Below are 26602 nucleotides of genomic sequence, written 5' to 3' on the forward strand. Positions count from 1 at the left end.
GCTCCCATTCGGGCCGGGGTGTGTCCGCACCCGTGCCCGGGTACCCGTTCGCAGCGAACGGCTGGCCCTCCGGGATGTGAGCACGATGGTCTCCGAAACCGCACGGTTGCCTTCGGCGGACGTGACCCTGACCGGCGACCTCACGGTCCCCGCCGGAGCGCGGGGCCTGGTCCTGTTCGCGCACGGCAGCGGCAGCTCGCGTCTCAGCCCCCGCAACCGGGCGGTCGCCGCCGGTCTGCGGCGGGCCGGGCTCGGCACTCTCCTGCTGGACCTGCTGACCGAGGACGAGGAGCGCGAGGACGCCGCCACGGGCAGGCACCGTTTCGACGTCACCCTGCTGGCCCGGCGCCTGGCGGACGCCGTCGACTGGCTGGCCCGGCGCCCGGACACGGCCGGCCTGGCCGTGGGCCTGTTCGGCGCGAGCACGGGAGCGGCCGCGGCCCTCGAAGCGGCCGCGGAGCGACCCCGACGGGTCTGCGCGGTGGTGTCGAGGGGAGGCAGGCCGGACCTGGCCGGCGACGCGCTGGCCCTGGTCGCCGCGCCGGTGCTGCTTGTCGTCGGCGGCGACGACACCTCCGTCCTCGGTCTCAACCGTGAGGCCGCGCAGAAGCTGTCGGCGCCCCATCGCACCCATGTCGTGCCGGGCGCCACCCACCTCTTCCCGGAACCGGGTGCCCTGGAGGAGGTCACCCAGGCCGCAGCGGACTGGTTCCGTGCGCACCTGACCGGGGGAGCGGCCGACCAGTGCTCCGGCCGAAACCGTCCCGGACGGACCACGGAGTGACAGCCTTCCACACTCACCAGCAGACAGGCGGAGCGGTCATGCGATTCCACAACCGCCGGGAAGCCGGCCGGCTACTCGGTCTTCGGCTCATGGAGCGGGCCAGTGAGCGTGAGTTCCTCCGGCCCGTGGTGCTCGCGCTGCCCCGCGGCGGCGTGCCGGTGGCCGCCGAGGTCGCCCAGGCGCTCGGCGCACCACTGGACGTACTGGTCGCACGCAAGATCGGCCTTCCCGGCCGGCCGGAGACCGGCATCGGAGCCATCGTGGGCGACGATCCGCCGCTGTTCGACCAGCGCGCCCTGGAGATGCTCGGTCTGACCGAGGAACGGCTCGCTCCCGACGTGGCCCGCGAACGTGACGAACTGAGGCGTCGCACGCTGCTCTACCGGGGGGACCGCTCCGCACCCGACGTCAGGGACCGCACCGTGATCGTCGTCGACGACGGCCTGGCCACCGGCGCCACCGCACGCGCCGCCCTGCGGCATCTGCGCCCGCTGCGACCCGGCCGGCTGATCCTGGCCGTCCCCGTCGGCGCGCCCGAGACCGCCGCCGAGATGCGCTCGGAGGCCGACGACGTGGTCTGCCTCCAGCAGCCGCCGGACTTCCGGGCGGTCGGCCTTTGGTACGACGACTTCGACCAGGTGGACGACGACGAGGTCGTCGAGGTGCTGGACGCGCGGCGCGCCTCGACGCGCGGCACCTGAGACGGCGGCGGTCAGGCAGGCGCCCCGCAGCCCGCGGCTCAGGGCAGCGGCGTCCCTCCCGTCGCGTTGAGGATCTCCGCGGTGACATAGCCGGCCTCCTGCGAGGCGAGGTAGACGTACGCCGGCGCCAGCTCGGCCGGCTGGGCGGGGCGGCCCAGCGGACTCTGCTTGCCGAACTCCACCGTGTCCGGCAGCGTCGCCGGGATCAGCGGGGTCCACACGGGGCCCGGCGCCACCGCGTTCACCCGGATGCCGCGCTCGGCGACCATCTGGGCGAGACCCTGGGTGAAGGTCACGATCGCGCCCTTGGTCATCGCGTAGTCCAGCAGGTGCGGGCTGGGCTTGTACGCCTGGACCGAGGTGGTGTTGATGACGCTGCCGCCGGCGGGGATGTGCGGCAGCGCGAACTTGGTCAGCCAGAACATGCCGTAGAGGTTGGTCCGCACCACCCGGTCGAACTGCTCCGTCGGGATCGCCTCGATGCCGTCCGGCTGCGCCATCTGGTACGCCGCGTTGTTCACGAGTACGTCGATGCCGCCGAACTCCGACACCGCCCGGTCGATCAGCGACCGGCAGGCATCCTCCTCACGGATGTCGCAGGAGACGGCCACGGCCTTCCGCCCGGCCTCCTCCACCAGCCGCGACGTCTCCCGTGCCTCACTCTCCTCCTGCGCGAGGTACGTGAACAGCACGTCGGCGCCCTCCCGGGCGAAGGCAAGGGCCACCGCGCGGCCGATGCCGGAGTCACCGCCCGTGATGACGGTCCTGCGGCCCCTCAGCCGCCCCGAACCGCGGTACGAGTCCTCCCCGTGGTCGGGCGGCGGGTCCATCGGCCCGCTCCAGCCGGGGTGCGGCTGGTCCTGGGCGGGGAAGTCGGGGCGGGGGTACTGGTCGGTCGGGTCCCGCTGCTCGCGCTGGTCGTCCGCCACGTCGGCCTCCTGTGTCTCGTAGGGCGAAGTCAGCGACCGTGTTCCCCGAGCGGGCGGGCCGAAAGGTGGGAGTGCGGGCCGGGGACACCGCCGGCGTCGAGAAACGACAGTGCTCAATGCCATGAGCCGTTCTTGTTGGACGGCCGTACGAACCGCGCGCGATGATGACGCGACGTCCGTCGTCACGGACCACCCACCTTCCTCAGCAACACGGAGAACCCCCATGAACCACGTCGCCGACCCCGGCCGGTACGACGGCATCATGCAGTACCGGCGCACCGGACGCTCCGGTCTCGACCTGCCCGTGCTGTCGCTCGGCTACTGGCACAACTTCGGTGACGACAAGCCGTTCGAGTCGCAGCGGGAGATCGCCCTGCGCGCCTTCGACCTCGGCATCACCCACCACGACCTGGCCAACAACTACGGCCCGCCCTACGGCGCCGCGGAGACCAACTTCGGCAGGATCCTGCGCCAGGACCTGGCGCCGTACCGGGACGAACTGGTGATCTCCACCAAGGCCGGCTGGGACATGTGGCCCGGCCCCTACGGCCAGGGCGGCGGCTCCCGCAAGTACCTCCTCGCCTCCCTCGACCAGTCCCTCAAGCGCACGGGCCTGGAGTACGTCGACATCTTCTACTCCCACCGCCTGGACGCCTCCACGCCGCTGGAGGAGACCATGACGGCGCTGGACACCGCGGTGCGCCAGGGCAAGGCCCTCTACGTCGGCATCTCCTCGTACGACGCCGAGCGCTCCCGGCAGGCCGCGGCGATCCTGCGTGACCTCGGCACCCCGCTGCTGATCCACCAGCCGTCGTACAACATGCTCAACCGGTGGATCGAGACCGAGGGCCTGCTCGACGCCGCGGCGGACGAGGGCTTCGGCGTCATCGGGTTCACCGCGCTCGCCCAGGGCCTGCTCACCGGCCGCTACCTCGACGGGGTCCCCGAGGGGTCCCGCGCCACCCAGGGCAAGTCCTTCACCGCCGACTGGCTCACCGAGGACACGCTCGGGCGCCTGCGCGCCCTGAACGGCATCGCCGCCCGCCGGGGCCAGAGCCTGGCCCAGATGGCCCTCGCCTGGGCCCTGCGCGACCCGCGCGTGACCTCGCTCGTCATCGGCGCCTCCCGCACCGAGCAGCTGGAGCAGAACGTGGCCGCGCTGGACAACCTCTCCTTCAGCGAGGAGGAACTCGCCGAGATCGACAAGCACGCGGTGGCCGTCGCCGGTGTCGACCTGTGGCGGCAGGCCCGCACGGGCGCCCTCGGCTGAGGCGCGGGGCTTCACAGGACGTCGTAGGTCACGTGGGTGGCCGTCGTCGTCGGCGTCACGTCGCGCCGCACCAGCGTGCGCCGGGTTCCGCCGGTGAACAGGGGCGTCCCCGAGCCCAGCACCACGGGCGCGAGGTGCAGCGACAGCGTGTCGACCAGCCCCGCCTCGAACGCCGAGCCGATGGTGGCCCCGCCGCCCATGAGCACGACGTCGAGGTCCTCGCCGCCGCGCGCCGAGGCCGCCTCGGCGCGCTCGCGCGCGGCGGCGACGGCATCCGGCAGGCCGGTGGTGACGAACGTCCAGTCGAGGCCGGCGAGGCGCACCGCCCCGGGGGGCGAACTCGTCACGACCACGAACGCGGGTCTGCCGACCTCGCCGGCGCCGTAGCCGGACGTGTCGTCCCAGCCGTACGGCCCGTCGACCACGTCGAAGAGCCGGCGGCCGAGCACGACGGCCCCCGAACGGGCGGTCGCCTCCCGCAGGATCCGCCGGTCGTCGGGGTCGTCGGAGAACGCCCAGGTGTGCAAGGCCTCGCCGCCGGTGCCGAGACCGCTGTCCGGGCCGGGATCCGGGCCGGTGACGAAGCCGTCCAGGGAGACGGAGATGTCCGCGATGATGCGTGTCATACCAGTGCGGACCCGAGGCGTCACCGAAACTCATCGCGTCCGGTGACGCGCTCTGGTGTTATCGATGCCAATTCCACTATGGTCCCCGTGTTCTCCGGTCGGCAGTGCCGGCCGTCCCGAGGAGCCGCTGGATGGTAGCGATGAACCTGCGAGAACCCCGAACAGACCGAACTCCCCGAACACCCACGCCGACTCCCCGGGGAACGGCCCGATGGAGACCGGGCGCGGCGGCCGCCGTCGGCGCGATGCTGGTCCTGAGCACCTTGTCGACCGCTGCCATGCCGGCCCACGCGGGCGACCGCGCCCCCGCCTCGCCCGCGGACGCGTCCGCGGCGTGGGCGCCGGTCCCGCCGCCCGAGCCCGACGACCCGGCCACGCCCGTCGCGCTGTCGCGCGCCGGACTGACCGTGCGGGTCGCCGAGGAGTTCCCGCAGGTCGTCTCGTACGACCTCGACGGCCGCCGGCTGCACGGCAATGCGGAGGTCCTGGACACCTTCACCGTCAACGGCAAGGCGCACGAGGCCCGCACCACGATGAAGGCGAACCGGCACAAGGCCACCTACACCTCCACCTTCGCCGACCTGCCGGACCTCACCCTGACCTCCAGCATCACGGTCACCGACCGGCGCACCGTCGTCTTCGCCGTCGAGAAGATCTCCGGTGACGCCGCCGCAGCCGTCAACGAGCTGTCGGTACCCGGCCAGTCACTCGTCTCCGTCGACTCCGCCGACCGCGGGGCGAGCCTGGCCCGTACGAAGATCTCGACCGACTCCACGACGACGGCGGACCGTTTCATCGACATCACCGGCGCCACCGAGCCAGACGAGGCGCGGGTCGGCACACCCTACGGCTTCGTGTCCCACGACGGACTGGCGGCGGGGCTGATCACCAACGCCACCGACGACTCCGCGCAGGGCGACAACGGCAACTGGAACACCCGGCTCCAGTCCCGGATCGTGGACGCCGGCGACGGCGCACGCCGCGCCGAGCTGTCCGTAGGCGACTACACGTACGCGCCCAAGGGCGCCCAGGACCCGCGGGTCGCCCGCTACGAGCTGCCGAGGACCACCGTCGTCCTCGCCGGGGACGCAAACGGCGACGCCCGGGTCGACTGGCAGGACGCCGCCATCGCCCACCGGAACGCCATGACCCGCCCCCTGGGCGCCGACCGGGTGCCGGAACGGGTCGTCCAGCACATCCCGTTCAACTTCGCCAGCCAGGCCACCAATCCGTTCCTGAAGACGCTCGACAACGTCAAGCGCGTCTCCATGGCGACGGACGACCTCGGCCAGTGGGTCCTGGAGAAGGGCTACGCCAGCGAGGGCCACGACTCCGGGCACCCGGACTACGGCGGCAACGAGAACGTCCGGGCGGGCGGACGCGCCGGACTGGGCGAGCTGATCCGCGAAGGCGCCCGCTACAACGCCGACTTCGCCGTGCACGTCAACGCGACCGAGGCCTACCCCCAGGCGAGGAACTTCAGCGACTCGCTGATCAAGGGCCGGGGGCTGGGCTGGAACTGGCTCAACCAGGCCTACCACATCGACCAGCGCACCGACCTCGGCAGCGGCGCCGTCCTGGACCGCTTCCGGCAACTGCGCAAGGACCACCCCCAGCTCAAGAGCGTCTACATCGACGTGTACTACTCCAGTGGCTGGCTGGCCGACGAACTGGCTTCAGAGCTGCGCAAGATGGGCTTCGAGGTCACCACCGAGTGGGCGTACAAGTTCGAAAGCACCTCCATCTGGTCCCACTGGGCGAGCGACAAGAACTACGGCGGCGCGACCAACAAGGGCATCAACTCCAACATCGTGCGGTTCATCGCCAACTCCGACCGCGACGTGTGGAACGTCGACCCGCTGCTGGGCGGCACCAGCATCAAGGAGTTCGAGGGCTGGACCGGGCAGGACGACTGGAACGCCTTCTACCGCAACATCTGGACCGACAACCTGCCCACCAAGTTCCTCCAGCACTACCGGGTGGTGGACTGGGACTTCGGCAAGAGCGCCCGCCTGACCGGTGACGTCACCGTCACCAAGGCCGACGGGGAGAAGCGCCGCATCACCATGGGCGACGCGGTGGTCCTCGACGGCGACACCTACCTGCTGCCCTGGGGCCGCGCCGACAAGAAGGACGGCACCTCGTCACCGAGCGACGCCGACAAGATGTACTACTACAGCGCTTCCGGCGGCACGCACACCTTCGACCTCACCCGCCAGTTCGCCGGGACGGAGGACTTCACGCTGTACGAGCTGACCGACCAGGGCCGCACCGACGCCACCCGGGTCCGCGCCCGTGACGGCCGGGTGACACTGACCGCCGAGGCGGACCGGCCGTACGTGCTGGTGCCCCGCGGCGGCAAGGCGCCGCACACCGACCCGCGCTACGGCGCGGGCACCGGTCTCGACGACCCGGGCTTCAACGCCGGCGACCTCGCCGACTGGCACCCGCGCGGCGGTGCGACGATCGAGCGGGCCGGCAACGGCGACAACGTGGCCCGGCTCGGCACTGATGCCTCCCGCATATCCCAGCGGGTGGACGGCCTGACCCCCGGCAGGCGGTACACGCTCAGCGCCGACGTGGAGATCGCCGCGGGACACCGGCGCGCCACCACCCTGAGCGTGACGGGGGCCGGCGAGGAGGCCGAGAACACGTTCGACATCACCCCGGCGCGCAACTGGATGGCCGCCGACGAGAAGCGGGACACATACTCCCAGCGCGCCTCCGTGGCCTTCACCGCCCCCGCGAACGGCGAGGTCGCCATCGCCGTCGCCGCAGAACCCGGGGCGGCCGCCGTCGTCCTCGACGACCTGCGGGTCATGCCCGACACCACCGCGCCGCTGCCGCCGCGCGACAGCGGAGTGATCGCGCGGAACGACTTCGAGGGCAACCAGCCCGGATGGGGCCCGTTCGTCAAGGGCGACGCCGGCGGAGTCACCGACCCCCGCACCAGTATCAGCGAACTGCACGCTCCCTACAGCCAGAAGGAGTGGAAGAACAGCCACGCGCCGTACGACGACGGCACCCTCGACGGCAAGGCGGTCGACGACGTCATCGGCGCCGGGCACTCGCTCAAGTCGCACGCGGAGAACACCGGCCTGGTGTACCGCACGGTCCCCGCGACCGTGCCCTTCGAGGCCGGGCACAAGTACGCCGTGTCCTTCCGCTACCAGACAAACGTCCCGGGCCAGTGGGCCTGGGTGACCGGCGCGGACACCGTCGGCGACGGGAGGACCGAGGCCCGGGAGATCACCCGGGAGACCTTCGAACCCGCTCTGGACACCGCCACGTACACCAGGGAGATCGTCGCCGGCTGCGGCGACACCTGGGTCGGCCTGCGCAAGCTCGGCGGGGCCGCGGGCACGGACTTCGTCCTCGACGACTTCCGCGTCGAGGACCTCGGACCGGTGGACGGCGGCCCGGCCTGCGCCCGCCTGACCGCTCCGGCGAACGCCGATCTCAGCCCGGGCTCGCCCGGCGAATACCGGACGACCTTCACCAACCACGAGGCGGCCGACGCGCGAAACGTCGCGGTGAGCCTGGACGACGTACCCGCCGGCTGGACCGTGGAGGTGAAGGAGAAGGACGGCAACCTCTTCGACTCGGTCGCCCCCGGCGAGACCGTCACGACGAGCTGGCTGCTCACCCCGCCCGAGAGTGCCGCGGGCACCACGGCCGACTGGCAGGCGACGGCCCTTTACGACGAGTCCGGCGCCACCAAGACCGTCACTGCGCGTGCCGGAGCCGCGATCTCCGAAGTGCCCGTGCTGTCCCCGGCCTCGATGACGGCGACCGCCGACTCGGAGAACCGCTCCTCCGGCAGCGCGGAGGGACCGGTCGGCAACGTGCTCGACGGCGACCCCGCCACCATCTGGCACACCGACTACACGGACACGGCCGCGCCCTACCCGCACTGGGTGACCCTGGAGCTGGGCGGGGAGGCCGAGGTGAACGGCCTCGGCTACCTCGGACGGCAGAGCGGAGGGCCGAACGGCCGGGTCGGGGGCTACCGGATCGCCGTGTCCGACGACGGCCGGGAGTGGACGACGGTGGCCGAGGGGTCGCTCGTCGACGCGCACGACATCCAGCGCGTCTCCTTCGAACCGGTACGGGCCGGCTACGTCCGGTTCACCGCGCTCAACGCGCTCAACGGGCAACCGTTCGCGGCCGCCGCCGAGCTGCGCGTCTACGGCGCCCCGGCCGACCCGCCGTCCGGATTCCCGCCGGGCACGCGGCCGTAGCGGCCACCGCGCGCACCGCCCCGCTCAGCCGGCCCCGCCGGCGGCCGGGGCGGTGCTGGCGCGCACGACCAGTTTCGGCTCGACCGAGGCGGGCTCGGGCCCGGCCGCCGGGTCCTCTATGTGCCGCAGCAGGTGACGGAACGCCAGCGCGCCCATGTCCGTGAAGGACTGCGACACGGTCGTCAGTGACGGCGAGCAGTAGGCGGCCAGGTCGATGTCGTCGACCCCGACGACGGAGACGTCCCCCGGCACTTCGCGGCCCGACTCGTGCAGTGCCCGGACGACGCCGAAGGCCATCTCGTCACTCGCGGCGAATACGGCGGTCACCTCGGGGATCCGGGCCAGGACCAGGCCGTTGCGGTAGCCGGACGACGGCGTCCAGTCCCCGGTGAGGACGGGCGGGACACTCCGGCCCTCGGCCTCCAGCGTCTCCTGCCAGCCCTTGAGCCGGCTCTGCGCGTCCAGCCACGCGTCGGGCCCCGCCACGTGCCAGACCGTCTCGTGGCCGAGGTCGAGCAGGTGACGCGTGGCCAGGCGGGCCGCCTCCACCTGGTCGACGGCCACCACCTCCGAGGCGGCGGTGCGGGAACCGTCCACCGTCACGGTCGGCAGCGACCGGGTCAGCTGCTCGATGCGCGGGCTGACGTGGATCAGGGGGACGGCGAGGACGATGCCCTCGACGCCCTGGTCCGCGAGCCGGGTCAGCGCCGCCTCGACGACGGAGGTGTCGAGCGACTCCGTGGAGGCCGTGACCACCGCCCAGCCGGCCGCACGGGCCGCCTGCTCGATGCCGAAAGTCAGGGTGACCCGCGAGTAGAACGTCGTCTGCAGCGTCACCACGCCGATGGTCCGGCTGCGTCCGGACGAGAGCGCCCCCGCCGCGCTGTTCTTGCGGTAGCCGAGCTGTTCGACGGCGGCGAGCACCTTGGCGCGGGTCTCCGCGCGGACATTGGGGTGACCGGACAGCGCGCGCGACACGGTCTGCGCGGAGACCCCCGCCACCCGGGCCACGTCCGTCATCCCGGGCGCCCGACCGGCCGCCGCCGCACCCTTCGCCGTCTCCATGGGGTCCTCTCTCGCGTAAGCGCTCAGGATGATACCGGGCGGATATGGACCATGAGCAATGCGCTATTGGCATCGATAACATTCTGTGCCATAGTTCCGGCCACGGGAGCGGGAGCCGCGCGGCCCCGCCCGTGCACTCACCAGTCCACGCAGCCATAAGGAGGCGCCGTGCCCGCAAGGCGCACGCGAACGGCGGGAGCGGCCGGATGAACCGCCCGGCGCCGGCCCCCCTGCTGACCCACCCGGACGGCCGTCTGCTGCGCGCCGGGCGGCCGCACCGCGTCCTGGCCGGCTCGCTGCACTACTTCCGGGTGCACCCAGGCCAGTGGGCCGACCGCCTGGCGCGTCTCGCGGCGATGGGCCTGAACACGGTGGACACCTACATCGCCTGGAACTTCCACGAGCGACGGCCGGGCGAGCGCCGCTTCGACGGCTGGCGGGACGTCGAACACTTCGCGGCCCTCGCCGCGGACGCCGGGCTCGACGTGATCCTGCGTCCCGGGCCCTACATCTGCGCCGAGTGGGACAACGGCGGCCTGCCCGCCTGGCTCACCGACCGGCCCGGCATGCGCCTGCGTTCCTCGTACCCGCCGTACCTCGACGAGGTCGCCCGCTGGTTCGACGTCCTCGTGCCCCGGATCGCCGGCCTCCAGGCCGCCCACGGCGGACCCGTCGTCGCCGTCCAGGTCGAGAACGAGTACGGCAGTTACGGCGACGACCACACCTACGTCCGGTGGGTGCACGACGCGCTGACCGCGCGGGGCGTCACCGAGCTGTGCTACACCGCCGACGGCCCGACCGAGCTGATGCTCGACGGCGGCACTCTGCCCGGGGTGCTGGCGGCGGCCACCTTCGGCTCGCGCGCCGCCGAGGCCGCCCGGCTGCTGCGCTCACGCCGGAGCGGGGAGCCGTTCGTGTGCGCGGAGTTCTGGAACGGCTGGTTCGACCACTGGGGCGAGAAGCACCACACCCGGTCGTCCGAGAGCGCCGTGGCCGCCCTGTCCGAGATCCTCGCCGAGGGCGGCTCCGTCAGCCTCTACCCCGCGCACGGCGGCACCAACTTCGGCCTGTGGGCGGGCGCCAATCACATGGACGGCGCGATCCAGCCCACGGTCACCAGCTACGACTCCGACGCGCCGATCGCCGAGCACGGCGCCCTGACCGACAAGTTCCACCGGATGCGCGAGCTGCTGCTGACCGCCACCGACCGCCCGCCGCGGCCGCTGCCCGAACCGCCCGCGCTCCTGCCCGCCCGCACCCTGCCCGCCACCCCGGGGCCGCCCCTGCTCGCGGCGCTCGAAGCCGTCGGTGAGGCCGTCCACTCGCCCGACCCGCCCAGCTTCGGGGAGCTGGGCCTGTCCGGCGGGCTCGTCCTGTACCGGGCGCACCCCGTACTGCCGCACGGCCGGGTCGAGCTGGGTGTGTCCGGGCTGCACGACCGGGCGCAGGTCTTCGTCGACGGAGAACCCGCCGGAATCCTCGACCGCGAGACGGACGCCCTCACACTCGACGGAGCGGGCCGGGCCGTCCGCCTCGAACTCCTGGTCGAGAACCAGGGGCGCATCAACTACGGCCCGCTCCTCGGACAGGGCAAGGGCATCCTCGGCGGGGTACGGATCGACCGCCGGCGGGTGCACCGCTGGACCGTGCGGCCGCTGCCCCTCGACGAGTGGACCGCCGACGACCTCGACCGGGCCACCGCCGTGCCGGAGCCCTCCGCGACCGCGTCGACGGCGGACCCGGGCGTGCCGGGCCGCCGGGCGGGATTCGCGACGGCCACCTTCGCCTCCGGCGGAGCGGCCGACACCTTCCTCGCCCTCCCCGGCTTCCGCAAGGGCTTCGTCTGGATCAACGGCTTCCTGCTCGGCCGCTACTGGAACACGGGTCCGCAGGTCACGCTCTACCTGCCCGCCCCCCTCACCACCACCGGCGACAACACCCTCACCGTTCTCGAACTGGAGCGGGCGGGCGACCGCGTGGAACTGCGCGAGGACCCCGAACTCGGCCCGCCGCAGGAGTACGTCGAGACCTTCGACTGAACCCCCGGACCCGGCGGGCGCCGGTATCGAGGCGCGCTCCCTCCGCCTGGCCCGCTCGGTGTGCCCGCGTCGCCGGCAGGTGGGAGACTTGCCGTGTTCGGGGCACAGGGAGGTGCCCCCCGGCGAAGCACGGGCGGAACGGATCATGCGGGGAGAGCAACCCGTCGGAGCCGCCCGGTCCGTGCGTGAACCCGGAGCGGCCGATGTTCCGCAAGCGTCCGGCACCTGACGGCGAAGAACTCCTGGACCGACTCGCGACGCTGACCACACGGGCGCGGGAGCTCGCCGAGCTGCGACGCTCCCAGGTGGAACTCGCCATCGCCCTGCAACGCGACATGCTTCCGGCCGACCTGCCCTTGGTCCCCGGCTTCCACCTCGCCGCCCGGTACGCGCCCGCCTACGCCGGACTCAACGTGGGCGGCGACTGGTACGACGCCTTCATGCTCCCCGACGGCAGGGTCGGCCTCTCCGTCGGCGACGTGCAGGGCCACGCCATCGACGCGGCGGCGTTCATGGGGCAGGTCCGCGCCGGCCTGCGCGCCCTGGCCTCGGTCACGGGCGAACCCGGCGACCTCCTCGCCCGCACCAACGACCTCGTCCTGTCCCTGGGCAAGGACCTCTTCGCCACCTGCACCTTCATGCGGTTCGACCCCGCCACCGGGGTGATGGAGAGCGCCCGGGCCGGTCACATCCCCTGCGTCTGGGCCACGGCGGACGGAAGGGCGGGGGTGTCCGACGACGAAGGGGGACCGCCGCTGGGTGTGGTGAGTGGTGTCGAGTACCCGGTGACCCGGTACCGGCTCGCCCTGGGCGGAGTGTTCGTCCTCCTCACCGACGGGGTGGTCGAGGGGCCCGCGCTGAGCGTCGACGAGGGGCTGGAAAGGGTCGTCCGCCTGGCGGGCATCGCGGCCGTCGCCGGCATGGACGCCCCCGCGCTCGCGGCGGCCGTGCTGAAGAACGCCGAGCTGGTCGGCCACGACGACGACGCGGCCGTCCTGGTCGTGGGCCACGACGCGCGCGCCGTTACCCCATAGGGGGCGTACGGGGTGCCTCCCGCCTCGCCGACGCGGCTCGGGCGGTGTCTGATGGCTGCTGTGGTGGGTATTCGCGCGTGGCCCCGGCCGGTCGTCCTCGCTCTCGGGACGCTGCTCGTCGCCGCTTGCTACTACGCGGCGGGACGGCTCGGGCTCATGCAGCAGCTGGTGGCGGAGGGTGCCGTGGTCACCCCCATCTGGCCGCCCACCGGGGTGGCGGTGACCTGTCTGCTGCTGTTCGGTCCGGCGTGCGTACCGGGCATCGCCATCGGCGCCCTGCTGGTCGTCGCCTCCATCACCCCTCCGGGACCGGCCGCCATCGGTGTGGTGGCCGGGAACACGGCCGCCCCGGTCTGCGCGTACCTGATGCTGCGCGCCGTGGGTTTCCGCACGGACCTGGCCCGCATCCGCGACGGTGTGGCACTCGTCTTCCTCGGGGCGCTGGCCGCCATGCTGATCAGCTCGGGTGCGGGCGTCGGCATGCTCGCCCTCGGGGACCGGCTGCCCGCGGGCCACGTCTGGTTCGTGTGGCTGGCCTGGTGGGTGGGGGATGCCATGGGCGTCGTCCTCGTCGCTCCGCTGCTGCTCCTGCTCTACCGCGGTCGCCGGGCGCCTCCGCGTGGCCGGTGGGCGGAGGCGGCGGTGCTCGTCGTGGCCGCGGGCGCGGTGGTGCCGCTGGCCGCCTACAGCCGGGTCAGCATGCTGTTCCTGGTGTATCCGCTGCTGATCTGGGCCGCGCTCCGCTTCCAGCTGGCCGGCAGCATGCCGTGCGCCCTCTTCGCCTCCGTCGTGACGACCGTCGCGGCCCGCGACGACGCGGGCTCCTTCGGGCGGCTGACCGACGTCGAGGTGATGGTGAAGCTGCAGGCGTTCAACGGCACCATGGCCCTCACCGCGCTGCTGCTCTCCGCCGTCATCAGCGAGCAGCTGCACACCCGGCGCTCGGTGGAGCGTGCCTGCCAGGAACTGGTCGAGGCGCTGCAGCACCTGAGCGCCGGAACGCCTCCGGGCCCGCCCCGGCACACCGGGGGAGGCCCGGCCGGCGCATCGGGGGAGTAGGGAGCAGGCGCCCCGGGGCGGGCGCCCGCCCCGGGGCGTCCGGCATGTGACGCAGATCGCATGGAAAAGTCAGGACGCCGGGAATCGGCCGGTGCTGCGATAACCGGATATCGGACAGTCCCTGCCCGACTGTCGAGATCAGTGGCCGCAGGCGTTCGTCAATCTTTGAACTGAAGGTTGAATGCCGATCATGGCCCGGGAAACCATGGTGAAACGTACCAGCGGGGGAGTGGCACCACGAACCGGAACCACGGAAACCGCAGGATTTAACGTCTCGTTCATGACTCAGCTGGACGTAAGGCCCGGGGCCGACGACACGGGCGACGGAGCCACCGCCGACGGCATGCGGGCCAAGGGCCTCAGCGGCAACTCCGTGGGGCTGCTGGGCAGCGCCGTCATCGGTGTCTCCACCGTGGCCCCCGTCTACTGCCTCACCTCCACCCTCGGCTCCACCGCCGGTGAGGTCGGCGTGCAGATGCCGGCCGTGTTCCTCGCCGGGTTCCTGCCGATGCTGCTCGTCGCCTTCGCCTACCGCGAGCTGAACAGGGCCATGCCCGACTGCGGCACCTCCTTCACTTGGACGGTGAAGGCCTTCGGCCCGCGGGTGGGCTGGATGTGCGGCTGGGGCCTGGTCATCGCCACGATCATCGTGCTGTCGAACCTGGCGGGTGTCGCCACCTCGTACTTCTGGCTGCTCGCCGGGGAGGTCACCGGAAGCGAGTCGGTGGCGGCGCTCGACGACAGCAAGGCCGTGCACATCGTGACCTGCCTGGCGCTCATCGCGATCGCCACCGTGATCAGCTACCGCGGCATGACGGCGACCAAGGGCCTGCAGTACGCACTGGTCGCCCTGCAGCTGGTGGTGCTGGCCGTGTTCGTCGCCATGGCCTTCAGCAAGGCGGGCGACGCCCGGTTCGCCACCTCCGCAGAGTTCTCCTGGTCCTGGCTGAACCCCTTCGCCGTCCAGTCCTTCGCCGCCTTCACGGCGGGGCTCTCGCTGTCGATCTTCATGTACTGGGGCTGGGACGCCTGCTTGACGGCCAACGAGGAGACCAGCGGCAGCAGCCGTACGCCGGGCCGCGCGGCGCTGGTCGCCATGGTCGTGCTCGTCGGCTCCTACCTGGCCACCGGAGTCGCCGCGCAGATGGTCGTGGGCTCCGGCGACCAGGGACTGGGGCTGGCCAATCCCGAGACCTCGGACAACGTCTTCGCCGCGCTCGCCGGTCCGGTCATGGGACCGGCCCTGGGCGTCCTGCTGTTCGTCGCGGTCCTCGCCTCGGCGGCGGCCAGTCTGCAGACGACCTTCATCCCGGTGGCCCGTACGGTGCTCGCCATGTCGGCGTACGAGGCGCTGCCCGCCTCCTACGCCGACGTGCACCCCCGCTTCCGCACGCCGGGCCGGGCCACGGTGACCGCCGGTGTCGCCACCGGCGTCTTCTACACGGTGATGACCCTGGTCAGCGAGCACGTCCTGGTCGACACCATCTACGCGCTCGGCCTGATGATCTGCTTCTACTACGCCCTGACGGCCTTCGCCTGCGCCTGGTACTTCCGCGCCGACCTCCTGCGGTCCGGCCGTGACCTGCTGTTCAAGGGGATCTTCCCGTTGCTCGGCGGAGTGCTGCTCGCGGCCGTCTTCACCAAGACCCTCGCCGACATGTGGGACCCCGCCTACGGCAGCGGATCGTCCGTCCTCGGCGTCGGCTCGGTGTTCGTCATCGGCGTGGGCCTGCTCCTGCTCGGTGTGGTCATCATGACGGTGATGAACCGGCGCAGCCCCGCCTTCTTCCGCGGCGAGGTGCTCACGAGGTCGACACCCGCACTGATCGCCGAGGACTAGTCAGCTCAGGCGACCTTCCCTCATGGCGAAGGACCGTCGGCTGGTGCCGCGGAATCCCAGGATGTTCCGTGCCCGCGTCGTGCGCACCGAACGTGTCTCCCCGTCGATGCACCGGGTGACCGTCACCGGAGCGGACCTCGGCGAGTTCCCGTTGCTGGGCTACGACCACTGGTTCCGCCTGTTTCTCCAGCTGCTCCACCAGCGCCGCCTGCGGCTGCCGGAGTTCACGGGCACCCGGTGGTGGCAGCCGTACCTGGACGTCCCCGAGGAGGAGCGGCCGCACTGCGCCAACTACTCCGTGGCCGACTTCCGCCGGGAGACGGCGGAGATGGACATCGACTTCGTGGTGCACCGGGACGCCGCCGGCGCCGTCGAGGGCAGGGCGGCCGTCTGGGCCTGCGCCGCCCGCCCCGGCGACGCCCTCGCCGTCCTCGACCAGGGCGTCCTGTCCGACCGCCCGCGCGACGCCGCGGAGGTCGTCGTCGTGGCCGACGAGACCGGCCTGCCCGCCACCGCGTCGATCCTGCGCTCACTGCCGCGGGACACCGTGGGACGGCTCATCCAGGAAGTGCCCACCGACGGTGACAGGCGTCCCCTCGACGCCCCCGCCGGAGTCACCGTCACCTGGGTCGTGCGCCGCGACGGCGCCTTGGTGCCCGGCGTCGCGGCACTCGACGGGGTACGGAGGATCGGCTCCGTCAGCCCGGTGGGCTACGCCTTCGTCGTCGGTGAATCGACCTTGGCCACCGAGGAGCGCAAGCACCTGCACCGGCTCGGCCTGCCCAAGGAGCGCATCACCTTCTCGGGCTTCTGGCGGCACGAGACGTCGGCCCAGGCCGCCTGAGACGGACTCAGCGACGGCGGCGCGCGAGACGGCGGAACGCCCGCGCACCGCCGGTGGGAGCCGGCAGCCGGCCCGCGACCGCGTCGGCGAGCAGCGTGCCGACCGTCTCGGCCGCGCACCGGCGGTTCGCGCCGATGCCGCCCGACGGCCCGCGCTTGATCCAGCCCACGACGTAGGTGCCGGGCAGGCCGGTCACCCGTCCTCGCTCGTGCGGTACGGTCCCGGAATCCTCGTCGAAGGGCAGCCCCGACTGCGGCACGCCGCGGTACCCGATGGCCCGCAGCGCCAGGCCCGCCGGGATCTCCCGCTCGCCGGCGCCTCCGGTGACCCGCACGGCCCTGAGGTTCTCGTCGCCGCGCATCTCCAGTGGCTCGGAGTGGAAGCGGAAGACGATGCGGCGCCGCCGCCCGGACGGGTCCGGCGGCGCGGACCAGTCGACGGCCTCGCGCGGTACGTCCCGGAACAGTGCGGCCTTACCCGCTGCTCCGGCCGCGTCGATCGCCGCGCCGACGCGCGGATCGTGGTCGTCCACGACCAGGTCGACGCCCGGGAGGTTCTTCAGGGCGAGGAGCTCGGTCCCGGTGCAGGCGGCGTGCTCCGGGCCCCGGCGTCCGAGGAGCACCACCTCGCGCACCTTGCTGCGGCGCAGCTCCTCCAGCGCGTGGCCGGCGACGGCCGTGCCGGTCAGGGAGCCGGGGTCACGGGCCAGGATGCGCGCGACGTCGAGGGCGACGTTGCCGTTCCCGACCACGACGACCCGGTCCGCCGAGAGGGCGACGGCGTCCGGGGCGACTTCCGGATGGGCGTTGTACCAGGCGACGAACCCGGTCGCGGCGATGCTGCCGGGCAGGTCCTCTCCGGGTATGCCCAGACGCCGGTCGGTGGCCGCGCCCACCGCGTAGATCACCGCGTCGTGGTGTGCGGCGAGTTCGGCGGCCGTGACGTGGGTGCCCACGTCGAGGCCGAGGTGCATGCGTACCCGGGGATGCGTGTGGAGGCGGGCGAAGGTCTCGCCGATCCGCTTCGTGGCCAGGTGGTCGGGTGCCACGCCGTACCGGATCAGCCCGCCGGGTGCGGGGAGCCGGTCGACGAGGGTGACGTCGGACCGGGTGTGCAGCAGCAGGTCCTCCGCGGCGTACATCCCGGCCGGTCCGGTGCCGACGACCGCCACCCGCAGCGGCGCGAAGTCGGCGGGCAGCACGCGTTCGAACTCCGGCGTGCCCCAGGCGTGGAAGTTCGGCCCGTGGTCCGCCCCCTGCCGTTCCGGCTGCCCGGACCGCTCGAAGTAGGCGGCGTTGACCGCGGCGTACGGCCGCTGCGCCGGCGTCAGCTCCTCGGCCGGACGGACGGCGTCCACCGGGCAGGCGTCGGCGCAGGCGCCGCAGTCGATGCAGGCGGCCGGGTCGATGTACAGCATCTCGGTGGCACCGAAGTCCCGTTCCCCGGGGGCCGGGTGGATGCAGTTGACCGGGCAGACGGCCACACAGGCGGCGTCGGTGCAGCAGTTCTGGGTGATCGCGAAGGTCATGTCGTCCGCTCGCCGGGTGGCCGTCAGATGAGGTCGGCGCGCTTGTAGAAGAACAGCGCGGGCTTGGTGAGCAGTCCCACCGAACTCAGGAACGTCATCAGTCCCGAGCAGCTGGAGCGCATCATCGCCTTGTGGTGCTCGTTGGCCTTCGCCTCGCGGAGCGCGCGCTCCTCGTCCAGCCCCGCGTTGGCGTACACCTTCCGGTTCACCATGCTGGTCACGATGACGTAGGCGGCCACCGCGATGAGCACGGCGTGGACGCGCAGACGTATCCGTCCGGCGCGCGCGAGGTGCTTGCGGGTCTCGTCGCGGGCGAACTTCATGTGCCGCGACTCCTCCACGACGTGGATGTTGTTGATGGTGCGGACGAAGGGCACCACCCGCTCGTCACGCATCCAGTCCCGCTGCATCACGTCGAGGACCTCCTCGGCGACCAGGATCGCCGCGTAGGCCGCCTCGCCGAACGCGACGGTCTTGAAGACCCTGCCGAGTTCGACCGCCACGCGGTGCGGCCGGTAGGCCGGCGCTCCGAGCTTCTTGGCCCCGCGGGCGAACATGATCGAGTGGCGGCACTCGTCGGCTATCTCGGTCAGGGCCCACTGGAAGGTGTCGTCCGTCGGGTCCTTCGCGTAGATGTCCCGCAGCACCATCTGCTGGAGGATCATCTCGAACCAGATCCCGGTGCTGGCCACGGACGCGGCTTCCTGGCGGGTGAGGGCCTTGCGCTGGGCGTCGGTCAGTTCGTCCCAGTACCGCGTCCCGTACAGGGTGCTCCACTCCGGGCTGGCCCCGTGGAAGTCCTCGTCGAGCGGGGTCTCCCAGTCGACCTCGGTGAGGGGGTCGTACGAGAGCTGCGCGGACGAGTCGAGCAGCCGCCGCGCGACGCCCACGTCCGGGGTGTGGCTCTTGGTCCTTGGCCGCGAGATGTGGATGGCCATGCAGGGGCTCCTCGAGTCGAGTCGGGGACGGTCCTCGCCCAGCGCTGCTATTACCGTCGGTAACACAGTCTTCTTGTTGACGGACTTTATAGCAAGGGCCGCCGTGTGACTACCCACTGGTAACGGGGAAGTGCGCGGCGGCAGGTCGGCGTGGCGGGGCGGCGAGGGCCGCGAGCAGGCGGTCCCCCGGGAGCGCGGGTGCCGTGCGTCCGCCGAAGCCGGTGGTCGTGGTGGCCGCGAGCAGGGAGTTGAGCACCGCTTCCTCGACGCCGTCGAGCACGGCCTCGAAGAGCGGGCCGAGTCCGGCGTCCGCCACCGGGCCGGCCGTGGGGGAGCCCGTGCCGAAGGCGATGGCGTAGTCCCCGCTGCCGTGGCTGTACGCCGCCCCCGTGCGGGCCAGCGCGAACACCGCGCGCCGCGCGACACGGGTGAGCTGCCGGGCGTCCAGCGGGGCGTCCGTGGCCACCACGATCATGCAGGAACCGGCGCCGGAGCCGGGTGCCGGAGTACCGGAACCCAGCGATGACGGGGTGAGGGCGCGGCCGAGGACCCGCAGGGTGCCGCCGAAGTTGGCCTGCACCAGTACGCCCGCGGTGCAGCGGCGGCCCGCCAGGTCCGTGACGCGTGACGCGGTGCCGATGCCGGCCTTGAAGCCCAGCGCGACGGTGCCCGTGCCCGCGCCGACGCACCCTTCGTCCACCGGCCCGCCGGAAGCGCTGTTGAGCGCCGCCCGCACGTGCTCGTCCCGCACCGGCCGGGAGCGGATGTCGGACAGCAGGCCGTCGTTGCACTCGCCCACCACGGGATTCAGGCTCAGCACCTCCTCGCACCCGGGCCGCTCGAGCATCCAGCCGACGAGCGCGTCGGCGACGCGGAAGGCCGACAGGGTGGAGGTGAGCAGTACCGGGGTCTCCAGCGTGCCGAGTTCGGCGAGCTGGGTGGTGCCGATGAGCTTGCCGTAGCCGTTGCCCGTGAAAACGCCGGCCGGCAGGGGCGTCCGGGGGCCGACGAGGTCGGGTACGACGGCGGTGACTCCGCTGTGGATGTCGGGCTCGCGCCGCACGGTGGCGTGTCCGACGCGGACGCCGGGCACGTCCGTGATGGCGTTGAGGGGGCCGGGGGCGGCCCCTCCGATGACGATGCCGAGGTCCCGGGACCGGGGCCGGGCGGGGACGGACGGGCGCTGGGGGAGAGGCGGTTGTTCCATGCGGGGACGCTACTCGTCGCGTCCCCCCGGCCGCCGCGCGGTCTCAGCGGGACCTCGGCCTGCCCTCCGCCTCGCAGCGCAGGCACCGTTCGAGGTGGGGGAAGGCGTGCAGGCGCTCGGGGTCGATCGCCTGGCCGCACCGCGCGCAGCGCCCGAAGCCGCCGGTGTCCAGGCGGGCCAGGGCCGCCTCGGTCCGGGCCAGCTGCTCGCGAGCCTCGTCCGTCTCCCTGCGGTGCCGCTCCAGCGCCTCGGCCGCCGCGCCGGCGTCCGCCGCGTCCAGGAGGCAGTCGGCCCGCAGCGCCTCGTCGCGCGACGGGGCCGCGGCGATCCGACGGCGGAGTACCGCTGCCTGCTCGGTGAGCCGACGGCGCGGCTCGTCGCCGGCCGCGGGGGCGCCGTCGGCCGGCCGGTCGTCGGTCATGGTCGTCCTGCCTCCTCGGTGGCGTCCCGCACGGTCGCCGTCTTCGGTGTCCTCGCCCTCCATTGTCCGGACGCGGACCGCCCGGCGCGCCCGCGCGCCCCGTCAGCCGAGTGTGAAGCGCACCGGCGTCCCGGCCACGGCCTGGGCCGCCGCGGCGAGGGCGCCCCGCGAGACGACCGCGACGACGGGGTAGCCCCCGGTCGTCGGGTGGTCGTGCAGGAAGATCACCGGACGCCCGTCGGGCGGAACCTGCACCGCGCCCAGGACCATGCCCTCGCTGGGCAGTTCCCCCTCCGACGCCCGTTCGAGCGCCGGTCCCTCCGTGCGCAGGCCGATGCGGTTGCTGTGCGGGGAGACGCGGTAGGTGGCCGAGGCGAGGACGCGCAGGGCGCCCGGGGTGAACCAGTCGGCACGGGGGCCCAGCCGCACCGGCAGGACCAGCTCGGCGGGGGGCGCGGGCCAGGGAGCGGCGACGGGGAGGGCAACGGGTGGGGCCGGGGCTCCCAGCGGGACGACCGCGCCGTCCCGCAGCGGCTGTGGGCCCAGCCCTGACAGGAGGTCCGTCGAGCGGCTGCCGAGAACGGGTTCGACGGCGACGCCTCCCGCCACCGCCACGTACGAGCGCACACCCGCCGTCGCCGCCCCCACGTCCAGGATCGCGCCGGCCGGCACCCGCACCGGGCCGCCCCAGGCGGCGGGGCGCCCGTCCACGGTGACGGAGCAGGGGGCGCCGCCGACCACGACGGTGACGGCGCGGCCCGGTCGCAGGGCGCACCCGGTCAGCGTGGTCTCCAGGACGGCCGCGTCCCGGTCGTTGCCCAGCAGCCGGTTGGCGAGCCGCATCGCGGGCGCGTCCAGGGCACCGGAGCGGGGCACTCCCAGGTGGGCGTGGCCGTGCCGGCCCGCGTCCTGGACCGTGGTGAGCGCGCCGGCCCGCACGACGGTGAGCTCGGCCGTCATGCCGTGACCGCCCCGGGAGCGGTGTCCGCCATGACGAACCGGACGCGCGTGCCCGGCGCGAGCAGCGCCGCCCGCTCCCGCGCCGGGTCCCACAGCGGCCCGGGGTCGGGCATGGTGCCGATCAGCTGCCAGCCGCCCGGTGTGGCGCGGGGGTAGACGGCGCTGTAGGGCCCGGCGAGGGCGACCGCGCCGGCCGGCACCCGGGTCCTGGGCGTGACCCGGCGGGGTACGTGCAGCTCCTCGGGCAGCCCGGTGAGGTAGCCGAAGCCGGGGGCGAAGCCGCAGAACGCGACGCGGTAGGCGTGGGCGGTGTGGAGTGCGGCGACCTCCTCCGGAGCGACCCCCCACAGGGCCGCCACGTCGGCGAGGTCCGGCCCGTCGTAGCGCACGGCGATCTCCACGGCGTCCCCGTGGTCGTCGGCGGCCGGCGGCACCTCCCAGCCGCCGAGCGCGCGGGCCAGTGCCTCCGGGTCCCGGACGCCGTCCAGCAGCACCGTCCGCGCCCCCGGCACGACCTCCTCGACGGACGGCAGCGTCCCGGTGGCCCGCCGGCGCAGCACCTCGGCGTGGAAGGCGGCGGTGTGCCCGGCGTCGGGCAGTTCCACGAGGAGCGCGTGCCGGCCGACGGGACGCGTCGTGAGGACAGGGCTCCGCGTCATGCGAAGGCCCCGATCGCGACCCCGGACGACTCCAGCTCCTCGCGGACCCGCGCCGCGATCCTCGCGGCGCCCGGAGTGTCGCCGTGCACGCACAGCGACCGGGGGGCGACCTCCACCGTCGTGCCGTCCACGGCCTCCACCGAGCCGTGCACCGCGAAGGCGAGCGCCCGCCGGACCACGGCGTCCTCGTCCGTCACCACCGCGTCCGGCTCGCGCCGGGACACGAGGGTGCCCCGCGGGGTGTAGGCCCGGTCCGCGAAGGCCTCGGGCACACCCGTGAGACCGGCCTCCGCGGCGGCGGTGAGCAGCAGCGAGCCGGGGAGCCCGAGCACGGGCAGCGTCCCGCCCGCGAGCAGCACGCCGGCCACCACGGCGCGGGCCTGCTCGGCGTCATGGACGGTGCGGTTGTAGAGCGCGCCGTGCGGCTTCACGTACGCCACCTGCGCCCCGGCGGCCTCCGCGAAGACCCGGAGGGCGCCGATCTGGTACGCCACCTCGGCCGTCAGTTCCCCGGAGGGTACGTCCATGGCGCGCCGTCCGAAGCCGGCCAGGTCGCGGTAGGACACCTGGGCTCCGATCCGCACCCCGCGTTCGGCGGCGAGGTCGCAGACGCGGCGCATCACCGAGGGGTCGCCGGCGTGGAAGCCGCAGGCGACGTTGGCGCTGGTGACGACGGACAGGAGGGCGTCGTCGTCGGTGAGGGTCCAGCGGCCGAAGCCCTCACCGAGATCTGCGTTGAGGTCGATCACACCTTGAACGTAGACGATCGTTGAACGATCCGACAAGAGATCGATGGCTGGTCGACTCTTGTTAGATCGTTCAACGATCGCTAGTGTCCGTGCATCTGCCACGTATCTGCGGCTATGGTCCGGACCGATGAAGCGTCGGTTCCGTTCGTCTCGGATGCGCGCCCTGCCCCCTCCTGCCTGAAGAAGGCCACCGAATGATCGTTCTACTCGGTGTGGTCGTGGTGATCCTCGGATTCGTCACGCGCCGCAACCCCGTCCTCGTGGTGGGCGTCACCGGTATCGTCACCGGACTGCTCGGCAAGATGAACCCGCTGGAGGTCCTCGCGGCCTTCGGCCGGTCCTTCGCCGACAGCCGCTCGGTCACCGTCTACGCCATCGTGCTCCCGGTGATCGGCCTGCTGGAGCGCTACGGCCTGCGCGAGCAGGCCCGCAACCTCATCGGCCGCCTGGGCAAGCTCAGCGCCGGCCGCTTCCTCACCGTCTACCTGCTGGTCCGGCAGGTCACCGCGGCCTTCGGGCTGAACAGCATCGGCGGCCCGGCGCAGACCGTACGCCCCCTCGTGGCTCCCATGGCCGAGGCGGCCGCCGAGCGCTCCACGGGGGCGAAGCTGCCCGACCGGCTGCGCGAGAAGGTGCGCTCCTACTCCGCGTCGGCCGACACCGTCGGCGTCTTCTTCGGCGAGGACTGCTTCATCGCCATCGGCTCCATCCTGCTGATCACCGGCTTCGTGAACTCCACGTACCACCAGGAGATCGAACCGACCCAGCTGGCGCTGTGGGCGATCCCGCTCGCGGTCTGCGCCTTCGTCATCCACGGTGCCCGGCTGCTGCTCATGGACAAGCAGCTGGAGCGCGAGATGGCCGTCGCCGCCGCCGAGCACGACCTGCCGCTTCCGGAGGAGGCCGACAAGTGATCAAAGTCGAATGGCTGTACTGGCTGATAGGCCTGGTCTTCGTCGTCATGGCCGTCCAGATGGCCGGCGACCGCAGCAACCCAAAGCGCTGGACGTCCGCCGCGTTCTGGGGCCTGCTCGGACTCACCTTCCCCTACGGCACGGGAGTCGCGGGCGCCACGGCCGGCAACGGCGGCTGGACCCTGCCCGCCGAACCGCTCGGCGTCGCCGTCCTGGCCCTCATCGTGCTCGCCGGGTTCAACTTCCTCGGCAAGGGCGTCCCGGTCACCACCACCGGCGAACAGCGCGAGGCGTCCGCCGCCCGGCTCGGCAACAAGATCTTCGTCCCCGCGCTGACCATCCCGCTCGTCGCCATCGTCTGCGCCTCCGTGCTGGACGAGTCCGGTCTGTTCGAGCCGGGCAAGGCCACGCTCCTCGGGCTCGGCCTCGGCTGCGTCGCCGCGCTCCTCGTCGGCATGCTGATCACCGGCGAGAAGAAGGTGACCGTCCCGCTCCACTCCGGCCGCTCCATGCTGGAGGCGATGGGCTCCGCACTGCTGCTGCCCCAGCTCCTGGCCGTGCTCGGCGCCATCTTCGCCGCAGCGGGCGTGGGTGACCAGGTCGGCAGGATCGTGAACGACGTCCTGCCGGAGGACTCCAAGTACCTCGCGGTGATCGCGTACTGCGTCGGCATGTTCCTGTTCACCGTGATCATGGGCAACGCCTTCGCCGCGTTCCCCGTGATGACCGCGGCGATCGGCTGGCCCGTCCTCATCCAGCAGATGCACGGCAACGAGCCCGCCGTCCTGGCGATCGGCATGCTGGCCGGTTTCGCCGGCACGCTGTGCACACCGATGGCCGCCAACTTCAACATCGTCCCGGCCACCCTGCTCGAACTGAAGGACCAGTACGGGCCGATCAAGGCACAGCTGCCGACGGGCATCGCGCTGCTCGGGTGCTGCACCGTGATCATGGCGCTCTTCGCCTTCTGAGCCAAGGAACATCCATGACCCGTGTCCTCATCACCGGCTTCGCCCCCTTCGGCGGCGAGAGCGTGAACCCGTCCTGGCAGGCGGCGTCCCTGGTGGCCGCCGAACCGCCCGCCGGGCTCGACGTCAGGGCCGCCGAACTGCCCTGCGTCTTCGGCGAGTCCCTCGACGTCCTGCGCGACGCCGTCCGCGCCCACACCCCCGGCCTGGTGCTCTGCCTGGGCCAGGCGGGCGGACGCCCCGGCGTCACCGTCGAACGCGTCGGCCTCAACGTCGACGACGCGCGCATCCCCGACAACGCGGGCCGGCAACCGGTCGACGAACCCGTCGTCCAGGACGGCCCGGCCGCCTACTTCTCCACCCTCCCCGTCAAGGCCTGCGTCGCCGCCATGCGGGAGGCCGGCGTCCCCGCCGCCGTCTCCAACACGGCCGGCACCTTCGTCTGCAATCACGTGGCCTACGGCCTCGGCCACCTCATCGCCACCGAGTTCCCGCACGCGCGGGGCGGTTTCGTCCACGTGCCCTGGGCGCCGGAACAGGTCACCGACGGCACCGCGCCGTCCCTGCCGCCCGCCACCGTCGCCCACGGCCTGCGCGCCCTCCTGGCCACCGCCGCCCGCACCCCGGCCGGGCAGGACCTCAAGGTCACCGAAGGAGCCACCCACTGATGCCGCTGCGCACCCACGCCGCGCCCTTCGCCCGGCTCGCCCTCGCCAACATCACCCGCGAGTACCCCAACTTCCCCGCCCACCTGATCACCTCGCCCGACGAGCACCTCGCACCCCGCGCACTGCACCCGGCCTTCTACGGTGCCTACGACTGGCACTCCTCGGTCCACATGCACTGGCTGCTCGTCCGCCTGCTGCGCCGACACGGCGGCACACCCGCGCTGCCGGACACCGCGCGGGCCGTCGCCGTGCTCGACCGGCACCTCACCCCCGGCAACGCCGCCGCCGAAGCCGCCTACCTCAGCGACCGCCCCTCCTTCGAGCGGCCCTACGGATGGGCGTGGCTGCTCGTCCTCGCGGCGGAGTGCCGGGCCCTGAAGAACGAGTCCGGCGCCCGCTGGGCCGAGGCGCTGGAGCCGGCCGTCGCCGCCGTCGACGGGCTGCTGGCCGACTGGCTGCCCAAGGCCACCTACCCCGTGCGCCACGGCAACCACCCCAACAGCGCCTTCGCGCTGGGCCTCGCGCTCGACTCGGGAGAACTGTCGCCGGCGACCGAGCGTGCCGTGCGCGAACGACTCCTCGCCTGGTTCGCCGACGACCACGACGCGCCCGCGCACTGGGAACCGTCCGGTCAGGACTTCCTGTCCCCGGCGCTGAGCGAGGCCGACGCCATGCGCCGGGTGCTCCCGAAGGACGCGTTCGCGACGTGGCTCGACCGCTTCCTGCCCGCGCTGCGCTCCGGCGCCCCGTGCCCGCCGCTGGACGTGCCCGTGGTCTCCGACCACGCCGACCCGCAGATCGGCCACCTGCTGGGCCTGACCCTCAGCAGGGCGGCCGCCCTGCGCTCCCTGGCCGACGCCCTGCCCGACGGGCCCGCCCGCGGCCGCCTGGACGAGGCGGCCGGCGCCCACCTCGCGGCCGGCCTGCCCGCGGTGGAGCGCGGCGACTTCACCACCGACCACTGGCTGGCGACGTTCGCGGCACTCGCCCTCGACCCCGTCGGTCTCGGCTGACCAGCGGTGCGTGACGCCCGGTCGGGCTCCGGGGGTGAGGGCGTCGGCGTACGCCTGATCGGGCCGGGAGGCGCCGGTGATCGCGGAGGCGGCCCAGGTGCGGCGCAGCACTCAGGCCGGCACCAGGACGGGCATGCTGATCCCG

General features: G+C 72.9%; 23 protein-coding genes. 13 read left to right on the forward strand and 10 right to left on the reverse strand.

The features are described 5' to 3' along the window. Window positions 1–85 precede the first annotated feature (85 nt). Complete coding sequence (locus ACFW47_RS25115) at window positions 86–784, forward strand: dienelactone hydrolase family protein (RefSeq protein ID WP_386284129.1); 699 nt, start codon at window positions 86–88, stop codon at window positions 782–784. Between the two features lie 38 nt (window positions 785–822). Beyond that, window positions 823–1485 carry a phosphoribosyltransferase gene (locus ACFW47_RS25120; RefSeq protein ID WP_386284127.1) on the forward strand — a complete coding sequence of 221 codons (663 nt, stop codon included), beginning with the start codon at window positions 823–825 and terminating at the stop codon, window positions 1483–1485. Window positions 1486–1523: 38 nt separating this feature from the next. Here the strand turns inward: ACFW47_RS25120 and ACFW47_RS25125 are convergent, their stop codons facing one another. Continuing rightward, the gene (locus ACFW47_RS25125) at window positions 1524–2414 is read right to left on the reverse strand and encodes an SDR family oxidoreductase (RefSeq protein WP_386284125.1); all 891 of its coding nucleotides are present in this window, start codon (window positions 2412–2414) and stop codon (window positions 1524–1526) included. 223 nt (window positions 2415–2637) lie between these two features. On the opposite strand from ACFW47_RS25125, the gene mgrA reads away from it, so the two are divergent. Continuing rightward, entirely contained in the window at window positions 2638–3684 is a 1047-nt protein-coding gene (gene mgrA, locus ACFW47_RS25130) for an L-glyceraldehyde 3-phosphate reductase (protein ID WP_386284123.1), read from the forward strand. An 11-nt stretch (window positions 3685–3695) separates the two neighbouring features. On the opposite strand, the gene ACFW47_RS25135 is transcribed toward mgrA, so the two are convergent. Continuing rightward, entirely contained in the window at window positions 3696–4310 is a 615-nt protein-coding gene (locus tag ACFW47_RS25135) for a dihydrofolate reductase family protein (RefSeq protein ID WP_386284121.1), read from the reverse strand. A 263-nt stretch (window positions 4311–4573) separates the two neighbouring features. On the opposite strand from ACFW47_RS25135, the gene ACFW47_RS25140 reads away from it, so the two are divergent. After that, window positions 4574–8551 carry an endo-alpha-N-acetylgalactosaminidase family protein gene (locus tag ACFW47_RS25140; protein WP_386307195.1) on the forward strand — a complete coding sequence of 1326 codons (3978 nt, stop codon included), beginning with the start codon at window positions 4574–4576 and terminating at the stop codon, window positions 8549–8551. Between the two features lie 24 nt (window positions 8552–8575). Here ACFW47_RS25140 and ACFW47_RS25145 read toward each other — a convergent pair whose 3' ends face one another. Next, complete coding sequence (locus ACFW47_RS25145; protein ID WP_386284117.1) at window positions 8576–9616, reverse strand: LacI family DNA-binding transcriptional regulator; 1041 nt, start codon at window positions 9614–9616, stop codon at window positions 8576–8578. 206 nt (window positions 9617–9822) lie between these two features. Here ACFW47_RS25145 and ACFW47_RS25150 point away from each other — a divergent pair, with 206 nt between their 5' ends. The 5 genes from ACFW47_RS25150 to ACFW47_RS25170 all read left to right on the forward strand — a co-directional run bounded on the left by ACFW47_RS25150 (window position 9823) and on the right by ACFW47_RS25170 (window position 16432). Further along, window positions 9823–11655, forward strand: a complete 1833-nt coding sequence (locus ACFW47_RS25150; RefSeq protein ID WP_386307196.1) for a glycoside hydrolase family 35 protein — start codon at window positions 9823–9825, stop codon at window positions 11653–11655. A 203-nt stretch (window positions 11656–11858) separates the two neighbouring features. Next, window positions 11859–12689 (forward strand): PP2C family protein-serine/threonine phosphatase, encoded by an 831-nt coding sequence (locus tag ACFW47_RS25155; RefSeq protein WP_386284114.1) that lies wholly within the window; start codon window positions 11859–11861, stop codon window positions 12687–12689. Between the two features lie 51 nt (window positions 12690–12740). Beyond that, a complete protein-coding gene (locus ACFW47_RS25160; RefSeq protein WP_386284112.1) occupies window positions 12741–13748 on the forward strand; it encodes an MASE1 domain-containing protein in 1008 nt (335 codons plus the stop codon). 280 nt (window positions 13749–14028) lie between these two features. Continuing rightward, complete coding sequence (locus ACFW47_RS25165) at window positions 14029–15588, forward strand: APC family permease (protein WP_386284110.1); 1560 nt, start codon at window positions 14029–14031, stop codon at window positions 15586–15588. 22 nt (window positions 15589–15610) lie between these two features. Beyond that, entirely contained in the window at window positions 15611–16432 is an 822-nt protein-coding gene (locus ACFW47_RS25170) for a siderophore-interacting protein (RefSeq protein WP_386307198.1), read from the forward strand. A gap of 7 nt (window positions 16433–16439) precedes the next feature. Here the strand turns inward: ACFW47_RS25170 and ACFW47_RS25175 are convergent, their stop codons facing one another. The 7 genes from ACFW47_RS25175 to ACFW47_RS25205 all read right to left on the reverse strand — a co-directional run bounded on the left by ACFW47_RS25175 (window position 16440) and on the right by ACFW47_RS25205 (window position 22894). After that, window positions 16440–17960 (reverse strand): FAD-dependent oxidoreductase, encoded by a 1521-nt coding sequence (locus ACFW47_RS25175; RefSeq protein ID WP_386284108.1) that lies wholly within the window; start codon window positions 17958–17960, stop codon window positions 16440–16442. 23 nt (window positions 17961–17983) lie between these two features. Further along, window positions 17984–18898, reverse strand: a complete 915-nt coding sequence (locus ACFW47_RS25180; RefSeq protein WP_386284106.1) for a diiron oxygenase — start codon at window positions 18896–18898, stop codon at window positions 17984–17986. Between the two features lie 109 nt (window positions 18899–19007). Then, window positions 19008–20105, reverse strand: coding sequence for a P1 family peptidase (locus ACFW47_RS25185; RefSeq protein WP_386307199.1), 1098 nt, complete (start codon window positions 20103–20105; stop codon window positions 19008–19010). Between the two features lie 43 nt (window positions 20106–20148). Further along, window positions 20149–20526: a TraR/DksA family transcriptional regulator gene (locus ACFW47_RS25190; RefSeq protein WP_386284102.1), complete on the reverse strand. Its 378-nt coding sequence runs from the start codon at window positions 20524–20526 to the stop codon at window positions 20149–20151. 102 nt (window positions 20527–20628) lie between these two features. Beyond that, on the reverse strand, window positions 20629–21486 hold the full coding sequence (locus tag ACFW47_RS25195; RefSeq protein ID WP_386284100.1) for a biotin-dependent carboxyltransferase family protein: 858 nt from the start codon (window positions 21484–21486) through the stop codon (window positions 20629–20631). Continuing rightward, window positions 21483–22145, reverse strand: coding sequence for an allophanate hydrolase subunit 1 (locus tag ACFW47_RS25200; RefSeq protein WP_386284098.1), 663 nt, complete (start codon window positions 22143–22145; stop codon window positions 21483–21485). Before ACFW47_RS25200 ends, ACFW47_RS25195 begins: the two co-directional genes overlap by 4 nt. Beyond that, entirely contained in the window at window positions 22142–22894 is a 753-nt protein-coding gene (locus ACFW47_RS25205) for a LamB/YcsF family protein (RefSeq protein WP_386284096.1), read from the reverse strand. Before ACFW47_RS25205 ends, ACFW47_RS25200 begins: the two co-directional genes overlap by 4 nt. Window positions 22895–23088: 194 nt before the next feature. Between ACFW47_RS25205 and ACFW47_RS25210 the strand changes: the two genes are divergently transcribed. The 4 genes from ACFW47_RS25210 to ACFW47_RS25225 are packed head-to-tail and all read left to right on the forward strand — an operon-like array spanning window position 23089 to window position 26457. Continuing rightward, window positions 23089–23808: a DUF969 domain-containing protein gene (locus ACFW47_RS25210; RefSeq protein WP_386307200.1), complete on the forward strand. Its 720-nt coding sequence runs from the start codon at window positions 23089–23091 to the stop codon at window positions 23806–23808. After that, entirely contained in the window at window positions 23805–24779 is a 975-nt protein-coding gene (locus tag ACFW47_RS25215) for a DUF979 domain-containing protein (protein WP_386307202.1), read from the forward strand. The genes ACFW47_RS25210 and ACFW47_RS25215 overlap by 4 nt, the downstream gene beginning before the upstream one ends. A 14-nt stretch (window positions 24780–24793) precedes the next feature. Next, window positions 24794–25444, forward strand: coding sequence for a pyroglutamyl-peptidase I (gene pcp, locus ACFW47_RS25220; RefSeq protein ID WP_386284090.1), 651 nt, complete (start codon window positions 24794–24796; stop codon window positions 25442–25444). After that, entirely contained in the window at window positions 25444–26457 is a 1014-nt protein-coding gene (locus tag ACFW47_RS25225) for a DUF2891 domain-containing protein (RefSeq protein ID WP_386307204.1), read from the forward strand. The genes pcp and ACFW47_RS25225 overlap by 1 nt, the downstream gene beginning before the upstream one ends. Window positions 26458–26602: the final 145 nt, after the last annotated feature.

Source organism: Streptomyces sp. NPDC058796, assembly GCF_042745235.1.
GTDB lineage: Bacteria > Actinomycetota > Actinomycetes > Streptomycetales > Streptomycetaceae > Streptomyces.